16 protein-coding genes and 1 tRNA gene are annotated in these 18,503 nt (G+C 43.0%); 2 read left to right on the forward strand and 15 right to left on the reverse strand.

Annotated elements, in window-relative coordinates:
• The first annotated feature begins 591 nt into the window (after nt 1–591).
• Nucleotides 592–1,578, forward strand: a complete 987-nt coding sequence (locus HMPREF2983_RS01240) for an esterase-like activity of phytase family protein (protein ID WP_246829309.1) — start codon at nt 592–594, stop codon at nt 1,576–1,578.
• Between the two features lie 27 nt (nt 1,579–1,605).
• Here HMPREF2983_RS01240 and HMPREF2983_RS01245 read toward each other — a convergent pair whose 3' ends face one another.
• From HMPREF2983_RS01245 to HMPREF2983_RS01305, 13 genes are all read right to left on the reverse strand, one after another.
• Nucleotides 1,606–2,052 carry a nucleoside deaminase gene (locus HMPREF2983_RS01245; protein WP_004377101.1) on the reverse strand — a complete coding sequence of 149 codons (447 nt, stop codon included), beginning with the start codon at nt 2,050–2,052 and terminating at the stop codon, nt 1,606–1,608.
• Nucleotides 2,053–2,054: 2 nt separating this feature from the next.
• On the reverse strand, nt 2,055–2,909 hold the full coding sequence (locus HMPREF2983_RS01250) for a hypothetical protein (protein WP_070665855.1): 855 nt from the start codon (nt 2,907–2,909) through the stop codon (nt 2,055–2,057).
• A 17-nt stretch (nt 2,910–2,926) separates the two neighbouring features.
• Nucleotides 2,927–3,697 (reverse strand): hypothetical protein, encoded by a 771-nt coding sequence (locus HMPREF2983_RS01255; RefSeq protein ID WP_070665858.1) that lies wholly within the window; start codon nt 3,695–3,697, stop codon nt 2,927–2,929.
• A complete protein-coding gene (locus HMPREF2983_RS01260) occupies nt 3,690–4,391 on the reverse strand; it encodes an ABC transporter ATP-binding protein (RefSeq protein WP_004371566.1) in 702 nt (233 codons plus the stop codon). Before HMPREF2983_RS01260 ends, HMPREF2983_RS01255 begins: the two co-directional genes overlap by 8 nt.
• A 245-nt stretch (nt 4,392–4,636) precedes the next feature.
• Complete coding sequence (locus HMPREF2983_RS01265) at nt 4,637–6,070, reverse strand: tetratricopeptide repeat protein (protein ID WP_070665861.1); 1,434 nt, start codon at nt 6,068–6,070, stop codon at nt 4,637–4,639.
• 77 nt (nt 6,071–6,147) lie between these two features.
• On the reverse strand, nt 6,148–7,104 hold the full coding sequence (locus tag HMPREF2983_RS01270) for a PstS family phosphate ABC transporter substrate-binding protein (RefSeq protein WP_070665864.1): 957 nt from the start codon (nt 7,102–7,104) through the stop codon (nt 6,148–6,150).
• 9 nt (nt 7,105–7,113) lie between these two features.
• Nucleotides 7,114–7,953, reverse strand: a complete 840-nt coding sequence (locus HMPREF2983_RS01275; RefSeq protein ID WP_004371569.1) for an energy transducer TonB — start codon at nt 7,951–7,953, stop codon at nt 7,114–7,116.
• A gap of 37 nt (nt 7,954–7,990) precedes the next feature.
• Nucleotides 7,991–8,635: an ExbD/TolR family protein gene (locus HMPREF2983_RS01280; protein ID WP_018919648.1), complete on the reverse strand. Its 645-nt coding sequence runs from the start codon at nt 8,633–8,635 to the stop codon at nt 7,991–7,993.
• Nucleotides 8,636–8,638: 3 nt separating this feature from the next.
• Nucleotides 8,639–9,280: an ExbD/TolR family protein gene (locus tag HMPREF2983_RS01285; RefSeq protein WP_004371572.1), complete on the reverse strand. Its 642-nt coding sequence runs from the start codon at nt 9,278–9,280 to the stop codon at nt 8,639–8,641.
• 30 nt (nt 9,281–9,310) lie between these two features.
• Nucleotides 9,311–10,147 (reverse strand): MotA/TolQ/ExbB proton channel family protein, encoded by an 837-nt coding sequence (locus HMPREF2983_RS01290; protein WP_004371574.1) that lies wholly within the window; start codon nt 10,145–10,147, stop codon nt 9,311–9,313.
• A gap of 211 nt (nt 10,148–10,358) precedes the next feature.
• Nucleotides 10,359–11,552: a pyridoxal phosphate-dependent aminotransferase gene (locus HMPREF2983_RS01295; RefSeq protein WP_004377081.1), complete on the reverse strand. Its 1,194-nt coding sequence runs from the start codon at nt 11,550–11,552 to the stop codon at nt 10,359–10,361.
• A 131-nt stretch (nt 11,553–11,683) separates the two neighbouring features.
• Nucleotides 11,684–12,895 carry a bifunctional 3,4-dihydroxy-2-butanone-4-phosphate synthase/GTP cyclohydrolase II gene (locus HMPREF2983_RS01300; RefSeq protein WP_004371578.1) on the reverse strand — a complete coding sequence of 404 codons (1,212 nt, stop codon included), beginning with the start codon at nt 12,893–12,895 and terminating at the stop codon, nt 11,684–11,686.
• A gap of 72 nt (nt 12,896–12,967) precedes the next feature.
• Nucleotides 12,968–14,866, reverse strand: a complete 1,899-nt coding sequence (locus HMPREF2983_RS01305; RefSeq protein ID WP_070665905.1) for an LptF/LptG family permease — start codon at nt 14,864–14,866, stop codon at nt 12,968–12,970.
• A gap of 320 nt (nt 14,867–15,186) precedes the next feature.
• On the opposite strand from HMPREF2983_RS01305, the gene HMPREF2983_RS01310 reads away from it, so the two are divergent.
• Nucleotides 15,187–15,260, forward strand: a tRNA-Met gene (locus HMPREF2983_RS01310).
• 570 nt (nt 15,261–15,830) lie between these two features.
• Here the strand turns inward: HMPREF2983_RS01310 and HMPREF2983_RS01315 are convergent.
• Complete coding sequence (locus HMPREF2983_RS01315) at nt 15,831–16,871, reverse strand: DUF4831 family protein (protein ID WP_070665867.1); 1,041 nt, start codon at nt 16,869–16,871, stop codon at nt 15,831–15,833.
• A gap of 15 nt (nt 16,872–16,886) precedes the next feature.
• The gene (locus tag HMPREF2983_RS01320) at nt 16,887–18,404 is read right to left on the reverse strand and encodes a bifunctional ADP-dependent NAD(P)H-hydrate dehydratase/NAD(P)H-hydrate epimerase (protein ID WP_070665870.1); all 1,518 of its coding nucleotides are present in this window, start codon (nt 18,402–18,404) and stop codon (nt 16,887–16,889) included.
• Between the last annotated feature and the right edge of the window lie 99 nt (nt 18,405–18,503).

The raw sequence follows: 18,503 nt of genomic DNA on the forward strand, positions 1-18,503 counted from the left end.
CTGTCGCATTTACTAATTTAAACTGCATTTCAGAGCATCACCAAATAGAAATGAAAAACCGTTTTTAGTGCAAATGCAAAACCATTTTATGGCCTTGACACCTTCTTTTCTATCCCCTTAATTGGCAACTTGACGCTAATCATGCGACTATTTGCATGAGATGACGCGATAATTTGATACAGATTGCAGCGTGATTTGACGCAGATTGCACAGCCTTTTCATGTTATTTTACTCCGCATTTCGCATTGCTTTTCATAACATCTTGACTGTCAACGAATTGCAAACCGCCAAAATACAGAACATATTCAACGTGGAGAAGCATTTCATTTCAAATACGCGAGCTATGTAAAGACCGTTGTAAACATTGCTGACAAATATTAACACATTATTCGTTTATAAGGATTTTAGCTTCTCACATGCAATATAAGCTACGCTGACAATATTCAAAATCGTCCCTTTTAATGATTATTATACACATTATGAGCAAGCTAAAAACATTTTTTTCTACCTTTGCAACATTGAATGTTCGGCTGTTTCCATAGAGAAACCCATGGGATAACGAGAGACGCCTCTCATCAAAACGTTTTGCTTATGAATTTCAGACGTGTAGTTTTATTCATCATCATATTATTGCAAATCACCTTTCTCACAGAGGGATATGGCATTTTAGGCCCTGTCGACACGACCGAATTCAACGACTCTCTGCATGCGACACTGCTTCCGCAGCATGCAATAAAGACCATTCCTCCCGGCAACTACAGTGGCATTACCTATTTGGGAAATGATGATTATGCCGTTGTAACCGACAAAGGTCAGCATGAGGGCTTCTATACTTTTCATATCACTTTGACAGCGAATGGCGACATCCAACAAGTAGAAAACAAGGGGTTCACAATGCTTGCAGGTGCAAACAACGACGAGGAAGCCATTGCCTATAATCCTCTGACGAAGCATCTTTACATCGGCAATGAGGCTTCTTCAGAGATTATCGACTATGACATGAAAAGCCAAAAGACTGTCAACAGGGCGGTTATCAGCGACTATCAGCGACGATGTCACGTGAACCGCAGTATAGAAAGCCTCACTTTCGACCGCCGTCGCAATCGACTTTTCACGATGAATGAGTCACCACTCTTCGGAGATAATGGCTTGTTAGTACGCTTAAAACAGCTGACAACCGACTTGAATGAAGAAAAAGAGTATTCTTATCTTATTGATGAACCGCTCGAATCGCCCAACAAAGCTGACAACCGACATGCTTATGGCGTAGCCGACTTGCTGGCTTTAGACGATGGAACCATACTCGTGCTCGAACGAGAGCTATACATCAGGGCGCTGAAACTCAACAGTTGGGTGATGAATAAGATGTTTCGCATTAAGCCTGGTAACCCTCGTAAGCAGTTTGTTGCAGGCTGGCGAACATGGCTTCGCCTTGTAGACAGCGACTTTGCCAACTATGAAGGTATGTGCGAAGGCCCTCGGTTGAGCGACGGGAGGCATGTAATCGTATTCTGTGCTGACAGTCAAGATCGTTACAAAGGCGTCTTGAAAGACTATTTCCGCACGATTGTCTTTTGACAAAGGGACTGAAACAATCTTTCGTTTTCATCTTTTCTGCTTGAAAAACTCCTGCATCAGCTGGCGGCATTCGGCTTCAAGCACACCACGAGTCACCGTGGCTTTAGGATGAAAAGCGCGTGGTGCATAAAGCTGATAGCCCCGCTTCTCATCGCTTGCTCCATAGACAATGCGACCAATCTGTGCCCAGCCTATGGCTCCGGCACACATCACACAAGGTTCCACGGTCACATAGAGTGTGCAGTCAGAGAGATACTTCCCACCTAACAAATCGGCTGCCGACGTGATGGCTTGCATCTCGGCATGCGCCGTGACATCATGCAGTTTTTCGGTCAGATTGTGTGCCCTGCTGATGATTCTATCCTTGCAGACGATGACAGCTCCAATGGGTATTTCTCCCTCTTCGGCTGCTCTTTCAGCCTCATAGAGGGCTTTCCGCATGTATTGTTCGTCCTTGTTGTCAGTTTCTTTCATGTTTATTTCAGTGAACATTTCCTTGATACATTGGTAAAATTGATGCTAACCATGGTCTGTCCATACTGCTCTACATTGATATGCTTATAGCAGGAATAGTCGAGGTACATATCCGTGTTGGTTCTCAACAACAGATTTTCAATCGCAGTTCCTTCGCCTTCACTGATTGTTGTCGACCTACTGTTGATGGTATCTTCGGTTGCGAAGAATGTAAATTGACCGATATGCGTATCTGTTAAGCCCAATCCATGCGTCCCGATATCAATGGTTGCTCGTTGAAAATCGCAGCCGTCTAACAACAATTCAACCTTTCTACGGAAATCAAAGGTGTCAGCTTTGAGATTTGCTATATTCAGGGAGCCACCTTTCAAGTTAAGACTCTTAGGGTTGGCAAGCAGCTGAAGCAACGTAGTCTTAGGCATATTGACAATGATGACCGCAGTTCTTGAGCTGTAATCAGTGTCGTAACCTTCTTCAGAGGTTTGCTCTTCCCCTTTCTTTTCCACAATTTCAAACGTCCTTCCTTCAGCTTTTGTTTTTCCCACTTCGCTACTGGTAATAATATCAAGCATCGTGCCTTTCATCTTCACTTCTACGAGTTCAGAAGGATAATCGACCGTGATTTCACGGGCATTATCGTCAGAAACCAACTCTATGATGTAGTTCTGACTCTCTTCATCATATGGATCTAAGGCCACAAAAGCTTGAATGGCCGTGAGCTTCTGCGTCTTTAACGTTCCTCTTATGCAGGTTTGGAATATTCTGGCCGGCTGCTCCAACGACATGGTTGAAGTCATCACAAGCATCAGGTAGCTTGCAGCAATGAGTCCAAGGATTATTTTTGTTGTTGTTTTCATTATTGCTCCTCCTCCTTTTACATACGATCAATCACTTCCAATTCACACAATCGGCGATAGGAAAGCCACAGATTTACAAGTCCGAGCAAGCCCACCCACGCAGTCAAAATATAGAAAGAAGCGTTGTTGTCGGCATTGAAGAACAACAGAGTAAGGCCTCCGATGAGCAACAACACAAAGGCGCTGATGGTGGTTCCTAACAGTGGTTTGCGCGGAAAAACAAAGCTGCCGAGCATAAAGAACGAAACGGCAAAGACATACCATGCCGTGGCATACAGGATATTCAGCAGGCCATTACTGCCAAAACCCAACCACATGACAGGGTGAGCAATCCTGATATCTACATTTGGAAACGCCGAGGAAAGCAGGAGATAACGCATGATTTCGAGCGCATAGAATATCACATGGAACACCACAAAATAGCCCACGACAAACAACAGCGTACGAGCGAGCCAGTTTTCAAACATGCTCACGGGTATGGTCAGCACGTGAATGCGCCCAGCTTTCTGCTGTCCGTCGGTGAAAATCCGTGTAGCCGAGATGCAAGCTCCTGTATAAAGCAACAGTGTTCCCCATACAATGAGCGCTGTTTTTCCTGCATCATAAGCCTTTGTCCCGTCTTCAGGCTCATAGATAGAAGCATAGGAAATCAGGCAAGTCCACACCTCTATGATGAAAAGAATACCCAACAGAATGGCTGCCGAAAAGAGAATTGTGCGCCGCTGTTCGGTCCACAGCTTGCCTAAATAACACAAGAAACGCTTAAAATCAAAGAAATTATTAGTCATGGTGTACCTCCTTTCCGTGCATAGCTTCCTCAAAATAGGCTTCAAGATCGATGTTTGCCTGAAGTTCTTCGTTACGAATAACCTCACTTCTATCAATCAGCAACACATGATTAAGTACGCTTTCAATATCTTTCACCTGGTGTGTTGAAATCATAAATATACGGTCTGGGCCGATACCCTGCGTGATGAAAGTACGAAACTGGCGCTTCCCTGGAATATCGAGACCGTTGGTAGGCTCATCCATCAGCAGTATCTTCGTGTGTGTGGCCATGGCAAAACTCATGAAAATCTTCTTGCGCTGACCAAGTGAAAGATCGCCTAAATACACGTTGGCAGTCATTCCGAAGGTTTGCAGATAGAGGTTCATGTCGTCCTGAGAAAAGTGAGGATAAAATACGCTGTTTGTCTTGATATACTGCCGGAGCGTGACATTAGGCAGTTCAAACTCGTCAGGAACGAGGAAGATTTCACGCATCGTGACAGGCTTGCGCTTACGAACATCAACGCCACCAAGAGTCACGCTGCCCTTATCTGGAGTCAGCAAACCGGCCATCATATATAATAAGGTGGACTTTCCTGCACCATTCGGCCCCAAAAGTCCATAGATTCTGCCTGGCTGTAATTGCAGACTGAAGTTGCTAAACACAGGCGAATGATGCTTAGGATAACAGAAACTGAGATTGTTTATTTTCATAGATATCACTTGAAATTTTATCGAAAAGTAGGAAACTGTCTGATAACTGCAAAGTTATAAAATTATCGGGGAAGCTACAATTTCTATTATATATTTTTTTTATTTGAATGCAATATGACAAGTGAATGTATTTCTTCGCATACGCATATCTTACAAGCTCTGAGCCAAACTGAATTTACACAACAAAAAAGCGAGCAGGAAACAAATTCCAACTCGCTTAACTATATGAAATATAACGCTGTTTGTTACTGCTTTGGAGCCTCTTCCTGAGCATCAAGACCAAGAGCTGCACGTGCATTCTTATCTTCAGGATCGAGTTTGACAAGCTGCTCATAGTATGGTTTTGCAGCTTCAAGATCGTTCTTGGTGACCCAGTAATAGTAGCCAAGGTTAGCAAGAGCAGATTTCAAAGTAGAAGTTTCATCCTCCTGACGGTCAGCTTTATTGGCCAACAAATCAACTGCCTTTTGGAAGAATTCCGCACCTTTCTCGTCCTGACCTGCCTTAGATGCCTGCATACCGGCCATATTATTAACCCACGCTGCAATAGTAGGCCACTTCTCTGCCATCTGATTATAGATACCATAAGCCTTATCGAGGTTAGCTTGCTTGGTAGGTCCTGCCTTCTCTGCCTTTTGAACATAGATGTTAGCTAACTTTGCATAGTCAGACGGAGTAGCATTCTGGTTGTGTGCCATATAAATCTCATTGCATTCCAATGCCTTGTCTTCCTGCCCCATCTCTGCATAGGTATCGGCCATATACTGATATGGTTTATAATCGTCCTTCGTCAGATCAAAGGCTTTCTGATACTGGGCAATTGCTTCATCATACTGCTTATTACCCTTAAGGGCAAGACCATAATAAATATAGTCGCGGGCACTCTTTTCAACAGAATCGGTGTTGATGATAACCTTTGCAAAATTAATTGCCTCGTCATTCTTCTGCAAATCTACAGCACTCCAAAGAGCTACACGATCAAAAGTAATGTCCTTGGCGAACTTCTGAATACCAAATTTTGAGATATCAAGACTTTCGTCTTTCTTGTTGGCCATGTAAGCAGAAACGGCATAACCTACAAGATAATACTCTTCGAGCTTATCCTTATTGGTCTTAGAAAAGTATTCATAAGCCTTAGCATAGTTTCCGGCAAGGTAGAAGTTATTACCTGCTTCAGCCTCAATAGGGAAATCCGGGCAGTTCTGTTTCAACAGATTAAGTGCTCGCTCACTCTCTTCCGGACTACGTTTTCTATAGACATTCGAATATCGCATATAGCCCTGAGGGTTCTTTGGATCCATAGACATACTCTGCTCATACCACATAGCGGCATTACCACCATCATCTTTCATGGCAGCAATATCACCTAAAAGGATATAAGCATCACCACAATCCTTATACTTTGCAACTACGGCATTAGCAATATTGGTTGCTTCATCATACTGCTTGTTCATCAATAAAGCCTCACCCAATGCCACAAGTGCCTTAGGTTCTTTCTTGAATTCCTTCTGATAGTCCTTAATTAGATTCTTTAAAGTCTTGGAATCCATATTAGGAGTAGCCTTAAGAGACTGCTCAATAGGCTTTAACATCGCATTATAGTTGGCATTCTGTGCCATGGCTGGAACTGACAATCCCATCATCAGTAATCCTGCTACTACATATTTAATCTTTTTCATACTTTTCCTTTTTTTAATTAAAACCTAACTGTGTCTTATGACGAACAACAGAGAGGAAAGTTTAACTCTCTAATTGACTATCTCTTAATATTAACAGTTTTTATGGTGATGTCACCCCTATAAGGTAGCAAGCCCGTCTTAAATAGTATCAACTGGCCTTTGGGACCCGTAATATAGTTGGCAAAACTCCAAGGCAGAGCCTGATAAGGATCAACTACAATGGCATATAAAGTACGGGCAAACGGATAACGACCATCAAGCAAATAAGCCTGATAGGGTTTCCAACTATTCATAGGGGTCGCCTTATCCTTTACGGATACAGACATGACATGAACATTCTTCTTGAAAGTGGTATTGGTTGAATCGCGCTTATCATTAAGCCAATTCGAGCCGATGATACCAATTGCATTTTCATTGTTGTTGACATAATCAATGACAGCCTTACTGTTCTTGGCAGCAACAATGTTGTCGGCAGTAAGGTTCTTACCGCCCATGATAGAGTCAATCACATAATGCAATGTTGCAGAAGCAGGATTATCAAAAACCACTTCAATGCTTCCACGCTTTGATCCTGGATAGATTTCACTCCAGTATTTTACCTTACCTCCCAACACTTTCTTGATGTCATTAACTGTAATGCAAGTATCATTATTGTTTTTATTAACAATGAAAGCTAAGCCATCATAGCCAATGGGGAAAGTCTTTGGAATAAGATTTTTGGATTTGAAATAAGCAACTTCGCTTGGTTTCAAATCACGAGATGTAAAGAAAAGACACGTCTTCAAATCCTGGAGCCTTTTGAACCCCGTAATATCATCAGCATAAAGTGCTTTCAGATGTGCCTTGGGATATTCAAATTCAAACTGCTGTCTTTCCTCTTCTATAAAAGGACTGAAACTCTCGTCAGAGACGAACTCAATCGTCCCTGACGTAGGAGTATCGGTTCTACTGCCTTTGGTTTTCTTCCCACAAGATGAGAAGCCAACCAAAGTCAGGAATAATCCAATAAATATATAAGATAAATTCTTATTCATTTATTTCAATTACTGTAACTTAAATTGCACAGGAACATTGAACTTCACACGTACGGCAGAACCATTCTGCTTACCTGGATTCCAACGTGGCATGCTACTTACGACACGAGCAGCCTCACGATCAAGTGAAGGATCGACAGACTTTGCAACGCGTACATCAGTGATAGAACCATCACGCTCAACAACGAACGAAATCGTTACACGGCCCTGGATACCATTTTCCTGAGCAACAACCGGATATTTCACATGTGAGCTAAGATACTGCAACAATGCACTTGGACCACCTGGAAATGACGGCATCACCTCAACGACATCAAAAACCTTCTGTGTAACTTCTTCCTTTGGAGCTGGTGGAGGAGTAGCCACTGCAATATCATTACGCACAGCCTCAACAGTACGATCCTTCGTACCTTCATGAGTTTCTGTACCGACAGCGACTTTATCATCTAACTGATCCATCTGCTTCAGCGTATTAGACTCTTTTACAAGTTCATCTTTCTTGATGACAGGAGCAACGAACTTCTGAGTCTCACGTGCTACAGGAATTTCCTTCTTGGGTTGAACCTTAGGCTGAACAACTTCCTTCTTCTCGTTTTTCTTAGCCTCTTGCTGGAGTTTTGCAAGTTGCATAGCTTCCATATAAGCCTGCTGCGCTTCAGCATTCCTCTGTGAAATGACCTTCCATGCGAGAAAACCACCAACGAGTGCAGCAGCAATGATCAAGATAAGGAGTGCCTTGATGTTACGTCCGGAAGTTCCCTTACGAAGTCTATAGGCTCCATAAGCTTGGTTCTTGTCGGCGAACACCATATCGACCCATTTAGGATCGTACAAATCTATTTTTGCCATTTGTTTCTATATTTTAATTGTTTCGTTACTTCATCAATTAGAGTTTCACTCCTCTGAGCTTCAACAAATGAAGATCATCAGGATTAAGCTTATCGATGACGTAAGTACCAATACTTAGAATCTGCATTTCGTCGAGTGCATCGACCATATTCTTATAAGAGGCATTATCTGAAGGCTTGATGATAACGGTCAAGGTAGGAATTTTCCCATCCTTGAGTTCACCAGCCTTGAGCTTACTAAGTTTCTTTTGATATATGCTATCTGGATACATCTTAGGATCCTTAGCCTTCTCAGCATTCAACTCCTTCACTGCAAGTTCTATACGGGTTACAGGTTTGGTACCATTTGCAGTAGCATGATTTCTCAATGCTTTGCGAATTCCATCATTACCCCATGTTGTTTCTTTAATCCATGTAGGATTATTATATTGGGGCTCACCTTCACCATAATAGATCTTATTATCGGCAGTCACATAAATTGTAATTGCTTCAGAAGCTTTGGCTTCGCTCTTCTGATCGTTTGTAACGTTGTCATTACTTGGCATCGTCAACTCCATGGTCTGCGGCTTACTAAGTGATGTACACAACATGAAGAACGTGATCAGCAACATGAGCATGTCCACCATAGGCGTAAAGTCTACGCGAACCGTCATCTTCTTTTGTTTGCTTTCTTTCTTTGCCATTGATTAGTCCCCCTGTTTTTTAAGCTGTGTAATCATATAGTAATGGCTCTCATCCATATCCTGGAGTTCACTCATTACCTTTTTGACAGTCTTATAAGGTGTCGAAGCATCAGCCTTGAGTGCAATCTTGATATTGTCATTGACAGTACGTGCTGCATCAACCCACTGCTGAAACTCGCTCATACCACCCTTAATGCTATCCATAGGAATACCCTTCGTAGGAAGAGTTTTATGACGCATTACCGTAGAAGAAGCCAGATAACCGCTAAGTTCATTCATTGGAACACCGAATGTAGACTCTGTCTTGAAAACCTTGCTCTGTGCAGCACTCAATTTTACGCCAAACTTATTGGCCATATTATCAAGAACCTGCCCCAGCTGATCTGTATTATCCAAACTCAAAAATACCTGACCTTCGCCTGTTGGCCTACCGGCTGCATCCTTTTCAGGATTGACCAGAATAGTCAGGACGCCGTTCTCAGGCACCTTTATTTCAGACACTGAACCTGGAGTGTTCACCTTTACCGGCTCATTCTTGACGAATGTTGACGTCAGCATAAAGAAGGTGAGCAACAAGGTCATAACGTCTGACATAGGCGTCATATCGATCCAAACGTCACTTTTCTTAATTTTTACTTTACCCATAGCGATAAATTTTTAAAGGGTTAGCAAAAATTAAGCTTCTTCTGTGTGGTTAGCTTCGTATGTCTGAGCAATTGAGTAACCTACCTCGTCGAGTGCGTATGTCAGCTTGTCAACCTTATTAGTGAAGTAGTTGTAAGATACAACAGCACACCATGATGTCAAAATACCGAATGCAGTATTGATCAAAGCCTCAGAAATACCAGCTGAAAGTGCAGCAGAGTCAGCACCACCACCAGCAGACAGAGCAGAGAATGACTTAATCATACCAGTTACAGTACCAAGAAGACCAGTCAAAGTACCCAATGTTACGATGGTCGCAATGATAGGAAGGTTCATTGTCAATGTAGGCATTTCAAGCTGTGTAGCTTCTTCATGAGCCTGCTGTATCTTTGCAATCTTCTGTGCCTTCTTCAATGAAGCATTGGCACCAGTCTCCATATCTTTGTAAGCATTCAATGATGCATAAACAACATTAGCAACAGAACCTCTCTGCTTATCGCAAAGCTGCTGAGCCTGCGCAAAATCGTTTGCATTCAACGCAGCCTTAATGTTTACAACAAACTTAGGCAGTGAGCCTTTACCAAAAGCTGTCTTCATAGCGAGAACACGCTCAATAGACATTGCCAATACTGTAAGCAACAATGTGTGGATAACAGGCACAATCATACCACCCTTAAAGATAGTTCCCCATACATCTGCAGGTGCACCATTAGAATCACCACCTTGGAAGTGACTTGCATCACCAAACCATGTGTAGAACAAAATGAAAGCGATTGCAGCGCAAACGACGATAATCCAGAATGCACCTCTTACTCCCTGAAAGCCCTGAGATTTCTTAGGGCTGGCTGTTTTTTGTGTAGTTGCCATAATTTAAACTTTTATTTTTTTAGTTATTATAAATTGATATATTATCTGATATAAATGTTATTTGCAAAAGGTTCGCACATAAATTGCTTTCTTTTTGTTTGGCAAAGATAGCAATTTATGAATAACTAAGCATCGAATTAAGAAGTTTTAACGATAGATTCTCATTAAAAGAGCAACATCACTTCACGTAACTTCCCTTATCAACGCATTGTTATTTCAATTTTGTTAAAACCTCCTTTATTCTATTCATTGCTTCCTTAATATTGTCATCACTGGTTGCATAGCTCATTCTAAAACATTCGGGATCACCAAAAGCATCCCCACCAACGGTTGCAACATGTGCTTTTTCCAACAAGTAGAGTGCAAAATCTGTCGCATTATTAATAGTTATCTGACCATCGGTCTTTCCAAAGAAACTGCTACATTTCGGGAAAAGATAAAAAGCACCTTCGGGAGTATTAACCTCCAACCCAGGAATATCCTTTGCCAGTTTGACTATTAAATTACGACGACGTTCAAAAGCCAAGCGCATCTGTTCAACACAACCTTGATCCAAAGTATAGGCTGCCTCCGCAGCTTTCTGGCTGACAGAACAAGGGCCACTCGTATATTGTCCTTGCAGTTTATTACAACCTTTGACTATCCATTCCGGCGCAGCAATATATCCGATACGCCATCCCGTCATGGCATACGCTTTGGAAACACCATTCACTATAATAGAGCGCTCTTTCATTCCTGCCACCTTAGCAATACTTGCATGCTTACCCACATAGTTAATATGCTCATAAATCTCATCAGCTAAGACATAGAGTTCTTCATGTTTTTTGATGACAGCAGCTAACGCATCAAGTTCCTCCTGGGTATAAACACTACCTGTAGGGTTACTTGGTGAGCAAAGAATTAGAAGCTTTGTTTTTGGTGTAATGGCAGCTTCAAGCTGCTGAGGTGTCATTTTGAAATTCTGATCAAACCCTGCATTGACAATTACAGGGTTACCACCTGCCAGCTTTACCATCTGCGGATAGCTCACCCAATAAGGAGCGGGGATAATTACCTCGTCGCCATCATTAATCAAAGCCATCACAGTATTGCAGACGCTTTGCTTTGCACCATTACTGACGAGCACCTCACTCACCGAATAGTCCAAACCATTCTCACGCTTCAGTTTTGCAACAATGGCTTTCCGTAAATCAGCATAGCCCGGGACAGGAGAATACTTGGAATAGTTTTCATCAATCGCTTTCTTGGCTGCCTCCTTGATATTCTCTGGCGTATTAAAGTCTGGTTCACCAACACTCATGTTGATTACATCAATACCTTGTGCCTTCATTTCACTACTCTTTTGCGACATAGCAAGTGTTGCTGATGGTGCAAGTCGAATTAAACGATTTGACAATTGTCCCATAACGCTAAACTTTTGGTTAATAAATCTACTACAAATATAAACAATTTATCCGTTACAGTGAATATAATTCAATGTTTTTTTGTTAAATCTTCTCCAATCATATGAGTCATAACCTACAAACAAACCACATTCTATTTCAAATGTAGTGTATGTCCCATGCGGTCACGCTTTGTTTCAAGATATTTCTTGTCGTATTCGTTTGGTTTGATTTCTATCGGAACATTCTCCACAATCTCCAGACCATAAGCCTCTAAACCAACACGCTTGGTTGGATTATTTGTCATGAGTCTCATCTTATGAATACCGAGATGACGCAACATCTGCGCCCCGCATCCGTAGTCACGCTCATCTGGTTTGAAACCCAAATGTACATTGGCATCGACCGTGTCATAGCCCTGCTCCTGCAACTTATATGCAACCATCTTGTTCATCAAGCCAATACCACGCCCCTCTTGCTGCATATAGATGACGGCTCCTTTGCCTTCCTTCTCTATCATTTCCATTGATCGGTGCAACTGTTCCCCACAATCACAACGAAGACTTCCGAGAATATCTCCCGTAGCACATGATGAATGAACACGCACTAAAACAGACTCACCTTCATCCCAATGTCCTTTGATTATTGCCATGTGTTCCTGTCCATTACTCGTCTGACGGAATGGAATCAGCCTAAAATGTCCGTAGATTGTAGGCAAATCTACCTCAACTCCGACCTCTATCGTCGTCTCCTTCTTCAAACGATAAGCTATCAAGTCCTTGATAGTAATTATCTTCATCCCCCACTCCTGCGCACGTTCCATCAGCTGAGGCATACGAGCCATCGTACCATCTTCATTCATGATTTCCATTAATGCACCGACAGGATAGAGTCCCGAAAGCTTACAAAGATCAACTGCAGCCTCGGTATGTCCACTTCTGCGGAGCACGCCGTTGTCTTGAGCATACAAAGGATTGATATGTCCCGGACGGCCAAAAGTCTGTGGAACCGACTTTGGATCAGCCAAAGCCTTAATGGTTTCTGCACGATCATGAGCCGATACTCCTGTCGTACAACCATCGAGTTTGTCAACTGTTATCGTGAAAGGCGTGCCAAGCATAGATGTATTATCAGCCACTTGGTGTGGCAAATCCAATTCTTTTGCACGCGACAATGTAATCGGAGCACACAGCACACCGCGGGCATGCTTGAGCATGAAGTTCACAGCTTCAGCAGTAATTTTCTCTGCTGCAATAATCAAATCGCCTTCATTTTCACGGTCCTCATCGTCCACAACGATAACAAACTTTCCCTCCTTAAAATCCTTGAGGGCGTCTTCAATACTACTTAATCTGAATTCTCCCATATGTTTTCTTATTCTGATTTCTGGTTTTTCTACTTTTATAGTTACTATATATAATAAGGTGGTAAAGGCATATTACTTCATCTCTACCCTTTCTATTCTGTTGATAATATTGCAGTTCGTCTGCCGGACTATTTTCAAATCGCGCAGCAGACGCATGCGGAAACGCCACATCCTACAATAGAAGAATATTCCTAACGGTACGATAACCGCTGAAAGAATATTGAGCCATTTTCGTTCAAAGGGGCGTGTATGAGCTTTCACTGAAAGCACAGGATACTTGTTCAGCTCGTTTAATATATAGGCATCACGCGTATTCGAAAGGTCAGCTATAATCAACTCCAACTCATCATTGATGCGTTCTATCTCATGGTCAGCCCGATATTTGAAGAACACCTTTATCGGATTAGGCATCTGTTTCAAATTATGCAGTGCTGAATAGTCCACGATATCCTTGTTGATAACACCCAACTTAGCCGCATCATCCACGTACTTCGGTTCATCAATAATGACCTCCTTACCGAAAATATGGCGTTTAATCCTCAGCCCTAACACCCTGCGCAACATCTCACGATACAGATCTATGTTGAACACAGCAGAGTCGTTAGAAGCCTTATACGTAACGAATATAGCCAAAGGTGTCAATATGGCCGGCGCAAGTCCTTTGCCAAACCACACTGTCCAAATACCACTTCGCGACATTCGATAACCTGAATTATCAAGAATATAATAGACGATAAAGACCAACACCGATATGATGACAGGTATTCCCAAGCCTCCTTTTCGGATAATAGCGCCCAAAGGCGCACCGATAAAGAAGAAAATCAAGCACGAAAGAGCTACCGTAAACTTGCTGATAGCCTCAATCTCATGCTGACGAATAATGCGGTCGCCGTCACTGGTAAACAAGCTTTTGAAATCCAAATCGCTGACAGCATTCTGCACTTTGCTCATTGCTTCGCTGACCACCTGCTGCTTCTGCTGCATGGACAATCGGTTGAAGACCGTGTCGATATTTATCCGTTGTCCGGCCTTTACTGCCAAGAGAGAGTCTCTTCGATTAATATGAGGCATATAATAGAGCCCTTGTCTAACATCTTCATAATAGCGCCTACCCACACTGTCATAACTCACCGTCAGCGAATCCATATCTCTGTATATCTGCGCAAGACTCTTGCCACGTGCATTGTTCGATAACGCTGAAGCATCGGTCATATTGAAGTCACCATTGAAATCAAGCACAATACGCTTCGACGTGAACGTTTCCCGTCTATAAGGAATAGCTGCACTGTTACCGAAAGCATCGGTCTGCATATTCTCAAACCATTCCCCGCTCCACAGACTCAATACCAAATGCTTCTTCTCTGCCGTTGACTGCAGCATGCCGGAGTCCGCAAGTATGATGGCCTGATCCTCATAACTACCCGTCATTCTGTAAATCATGATGCCATAAAGTTTACCCGTTTTGAGGTCCTTATGCTGCACATACAGGTTGCTGTTGGGTATACCATCATAGAAGATGCCCTCTGGTATCTCTAACTCCGGACTCTTCTGTTTCATCGACATCAGCAATTGAGCAATCTTGTTATTGGCTTCCGGCCCGATATTATTCTGAAAAACAAACGACACCCCACTGACAAACAACGTAATGACTATCAAAGAGCGAAAGGCCTGCATCAATGAAATTCCAGCCGCCTTGATAGCCGTAAGCTCGCTGCTTTCACCTAAGTTACCGAACGCAATCAGTGAAGAAAGCAATATGGCAAGCGGCAAAGCCTGGGGCACAAGCATCAATCCCATGTACCAAAAGAACTTTGCCATAATCTCCATTGAGAGTCCTTTGCCTATCAAGTCATCAATATATCGCCACAGGAATTGCATCATCAGCACAAACTGGCAGATGAAGAATGTACCCACGAAGAGCATGCCAAACTGTTTAGCAATGAATATATCTAATTTCTTGATCCTTATCATTTGATATCTTTTCATGCGTTTTCATACACACAATATATCTTTGCAAAAGTAGCATAAAATTATCAGATTACCTTTCTTTTTTTTATTTTTTATCAACTTTCAGCCTTATAAAGGCGCATTCACACCTACCCCGACAATTCACCAAGCAAACGGCTTCATATTGTCACTCTCCTAAAGAGAACACATTCTTCATATCCTATTCCGGCGCAACCTCACTGCTCACATTACAATTTATACGGCATTTTTTACCCGAAAATTTTGCAGTTTAAAAACTTTATACTACCTTTGCACCCGCATTCAACAAACAAAATGAATGTGATGGCGGGATAGCTCAGCTGGTTAGAGCGTCGGATTCATAATCCGGAGGTCGTGGGTTCGGGTCCCACCCCCGCTACAATTTCCACTCTGCAAACCATGGATTTGCAGAGTTTTTCATTTTTATAGGGAGCTGACAAGGAGCAAAAAGCAAATGAAAAACACGGTGTTTAGTTCCACACATCAAAGATTAACAAATTCTTTACATTTCCTTTCATGAGATTTGCAGAGTTTTCTAAAAAGCATAAATTGGGGTGAAAACACGCTTTTTTGAAACCTTTCATAAAACACTTATAATCAACTCATTACACAAAAGGATTGATTTCAGAAACTTTTTATACATGGAAATGCGATGCCATTTGCGTCATTTTAGCAGCTTATTCAACTTGTTTTACGCGTCAATCTGATGCAAGTAGCAAAGCTTTATGACGCAAATCACAATGCAACAAGCTGCTCATCAGCACATCTAAAGCATAAAAGCGACTCACAAAACCATAAAACAAGGCTTCTTTTCTCCTATTTGGTGATGAAGAAAGAGGCGTATTTTCTGCGAAGTTTCCTTACATTACAGATCCTAAATACATAGAAAACCGCATGCAGAAAACCTGCATACGGTGATGTTGTTCTTCTTCAAATGCCAACCAAATGCCTACTGCAAGGGAACAACCTCAAGTTTTCGGGCATTTCCGGTGACAGGATCAAGCACGATTTTCGTAGTCATTTTCTTGCCGAAAAGCTCGCCACTGAGTGCTTCCGTATGGCCAAACTGCGCGGCATAGAGTTCATTCTTGGCGAAAAGTCGTGTGCCGTCAAACAGTGAAAGCCTTATCTTTCCAGGCAAATTCACATAGATTCCGCTCACATCCTTACTCTTCTTTCCCTCATCGGGCAGGCTCAATGTGGGCAGACTGTGCAGGTCTTCCACGCTGATATAGAACGGACGTCCGCCCAAATCATCGGCATCTACCAAGCCTAACTTCTTCGAAAAGCGAAACAACAGCTGGCGATTCACCTCCTTTTCGGGTATGAAAGTCAAGACCATCTCGGTCGTATCCTTCTCTGTCGTGCCGATAAACGTCTGCATCAAAGCACGCTCCTGCTTATCCAAATTGGCCATCATGATACGCAATTGCTCACCGTCTTTCGGCATATTATCAGCCTCGCCACGTGTCAACTGGTTACGGCTGTCGCGGATTTCATAGATTTCAGAAGCTATGAGTTCAGCCATTTTAGGTTTTGAACCGGCAGCAAGAATGTCGGCATTCATGTAATCGTGTGCATTGAGGGGGGCAGGTTTAGGGGCAGAGACAAAGGACTGTGCCGGTTGGGGCTTGCTTCCTTCGGTGTTAACTGCAAGAAGAACGCCGTTATCATCACGGTTCAAGCTGATGATACTGTGCTTTTTGTCAATCACAGCAACATGCCGTTGCGTTGTGTCGGGAACGCCCATGGTGGTCATCTGCATGTTAATGATGCGATAAGAGGTAGAGGGTTCAGTCTCCACATCGTGCATTTTCAGATATTTTCCACTGTAGATAGCAAGCTCACCCGGTTTATAAACCGTTTTTTCAACGAGTATATGGAACAGTACTACCGTCTTTGGCAGATAGTAAGTGCTGCCTTCTACGAGTTGCTGTGCATGTGCAACAAACATCATACTCCCCAGCAAAAGGGTTGCGATTTTCCTCATATTTCTGATTGTTTTTTATTCTTTGATACGCGCAAATGCCTTGGGAAGATATTCGATAAGGTCGCTGGCAATGAGACTCTCCTGCCCTAAATCACGGACAGCCAAGTCGCCTGCCAACCCATGGAGATACATACCGATGAGCGAAGCATCTTCCTGACTGTAGCCTTGTGCCAACAGTCCGGCAATAATTCCCGTCAGCACATCACCACTTCCCGCCGTAGCCATACCTGCATTCCCCGTCGGATTGAAATACACTTTACCGTCAGGTGTGCACAAAGCTGAATAGTGACCTTTGAGCAATATATAGCCATGCAATCCTTCTGCCAATGCAATTGCCTTTGACAAACGGTCGTAACAACCATTCGACATGGTGCCTTCAAGACGGTCGAACTCGGCTACATGAGGGGTCATGACAATGCCTTCGGGCAATTGTTGCATCCATGCGCGGTGCACACCCAATATGTTCAGCGCATCAGCATCAAGCACCATAGGGCATTGTGTGCGCCTAATCTGTGCAATCAATGCTATCGCAGAGGTTTCATTCTGCCCCAGACCAGGCCCCATGGCCACAGCTTCATAGTCCTCGGTATTCACTGGTTCCGAGAAGATTGTTTCTTCCTTGTCTATCTGCAACACTGCTTCGGGCACACTGGTCTGCAGGATATTGCAGTTGCGTTTAGGCGTATGAACGATGGCTTTGCCTACTCCTGCACGCAGACAAGCTTTGGTTGCCAACACAGCAGCACCCGCCATGCCATATGAACCGGCTATCAGCAGTGCCGTTCCCATATTTCCTTTATGGGCAAAGGCATTGCGTTCGCGTAGCCTACTGCGTATATCGCTTTCTTCGAGAATGCTGTATGGCGTGTCTGTTGCAGCGATAAAATCGGGAGAAAGCCGTATGTCGAGCACACGAACTTCACCTAAATACTGCTGACAATCAGCCATCAACATACTCAATTTCAACTGTTGTATGGTCAAGGTGAGGTCGGCCCGCACGATATTCTGGCGGATATTGTAGGTATTATCCTCGGTCATAAGTCCCGAAGGCAGGTCAATACTGACCACTTTACACTTACATTGATTGATATATCTGACCAAAGAAGCGAACCCACCCGCTATAGGTTTGTTGAGACCACTACCGAAAAGGCCGTCAACAACCACTGTATCAGCATCCAAACGAGGCGGTTCGAAATCGACGATAACCTCATTAAAGGCCTTGATTCGCTTGCTGTCAAGCAGTCGCTGCTTGTTTTTTGCACAATCATCCGACAGATGATTGTGGATATTGAAAAGGAAAACGCTGACTACATAGCCTTCCTCGGCCAACAATCGAGCCACAGCCAGAGCATCACCTCCATTGTTTCCCGGGCCGGCGAAAACCACAAAAGGTGCTTCTTTGGGCCATCTCTGCATGATTGTAAGCGCAATAGCCTTGGCAGCACGCTCCATTAAATCAAGCGAAGTAATGGGTTCGTGCTCTACAGTGTATCTGTCAAGCTCATGAATTTGAGTGCTATTGAATATCTTCATGTATCTATGTATAGTGATGCAAAAATACAAAATTAATGCTAATCGGTAGAGGATGTTTCCCATATTTTTAGTAATTTTGCTACAAATTATTTTAATTCG

Source organism: Prevotella sp. HMSC077E09, from assembly GCF_001814685.1.
Lineage (GTDB): Bacteria > Bacteroidota > Bacteroidia > Bacteroidales > Bacteroidaceae > Prevotella > Prevotella oris.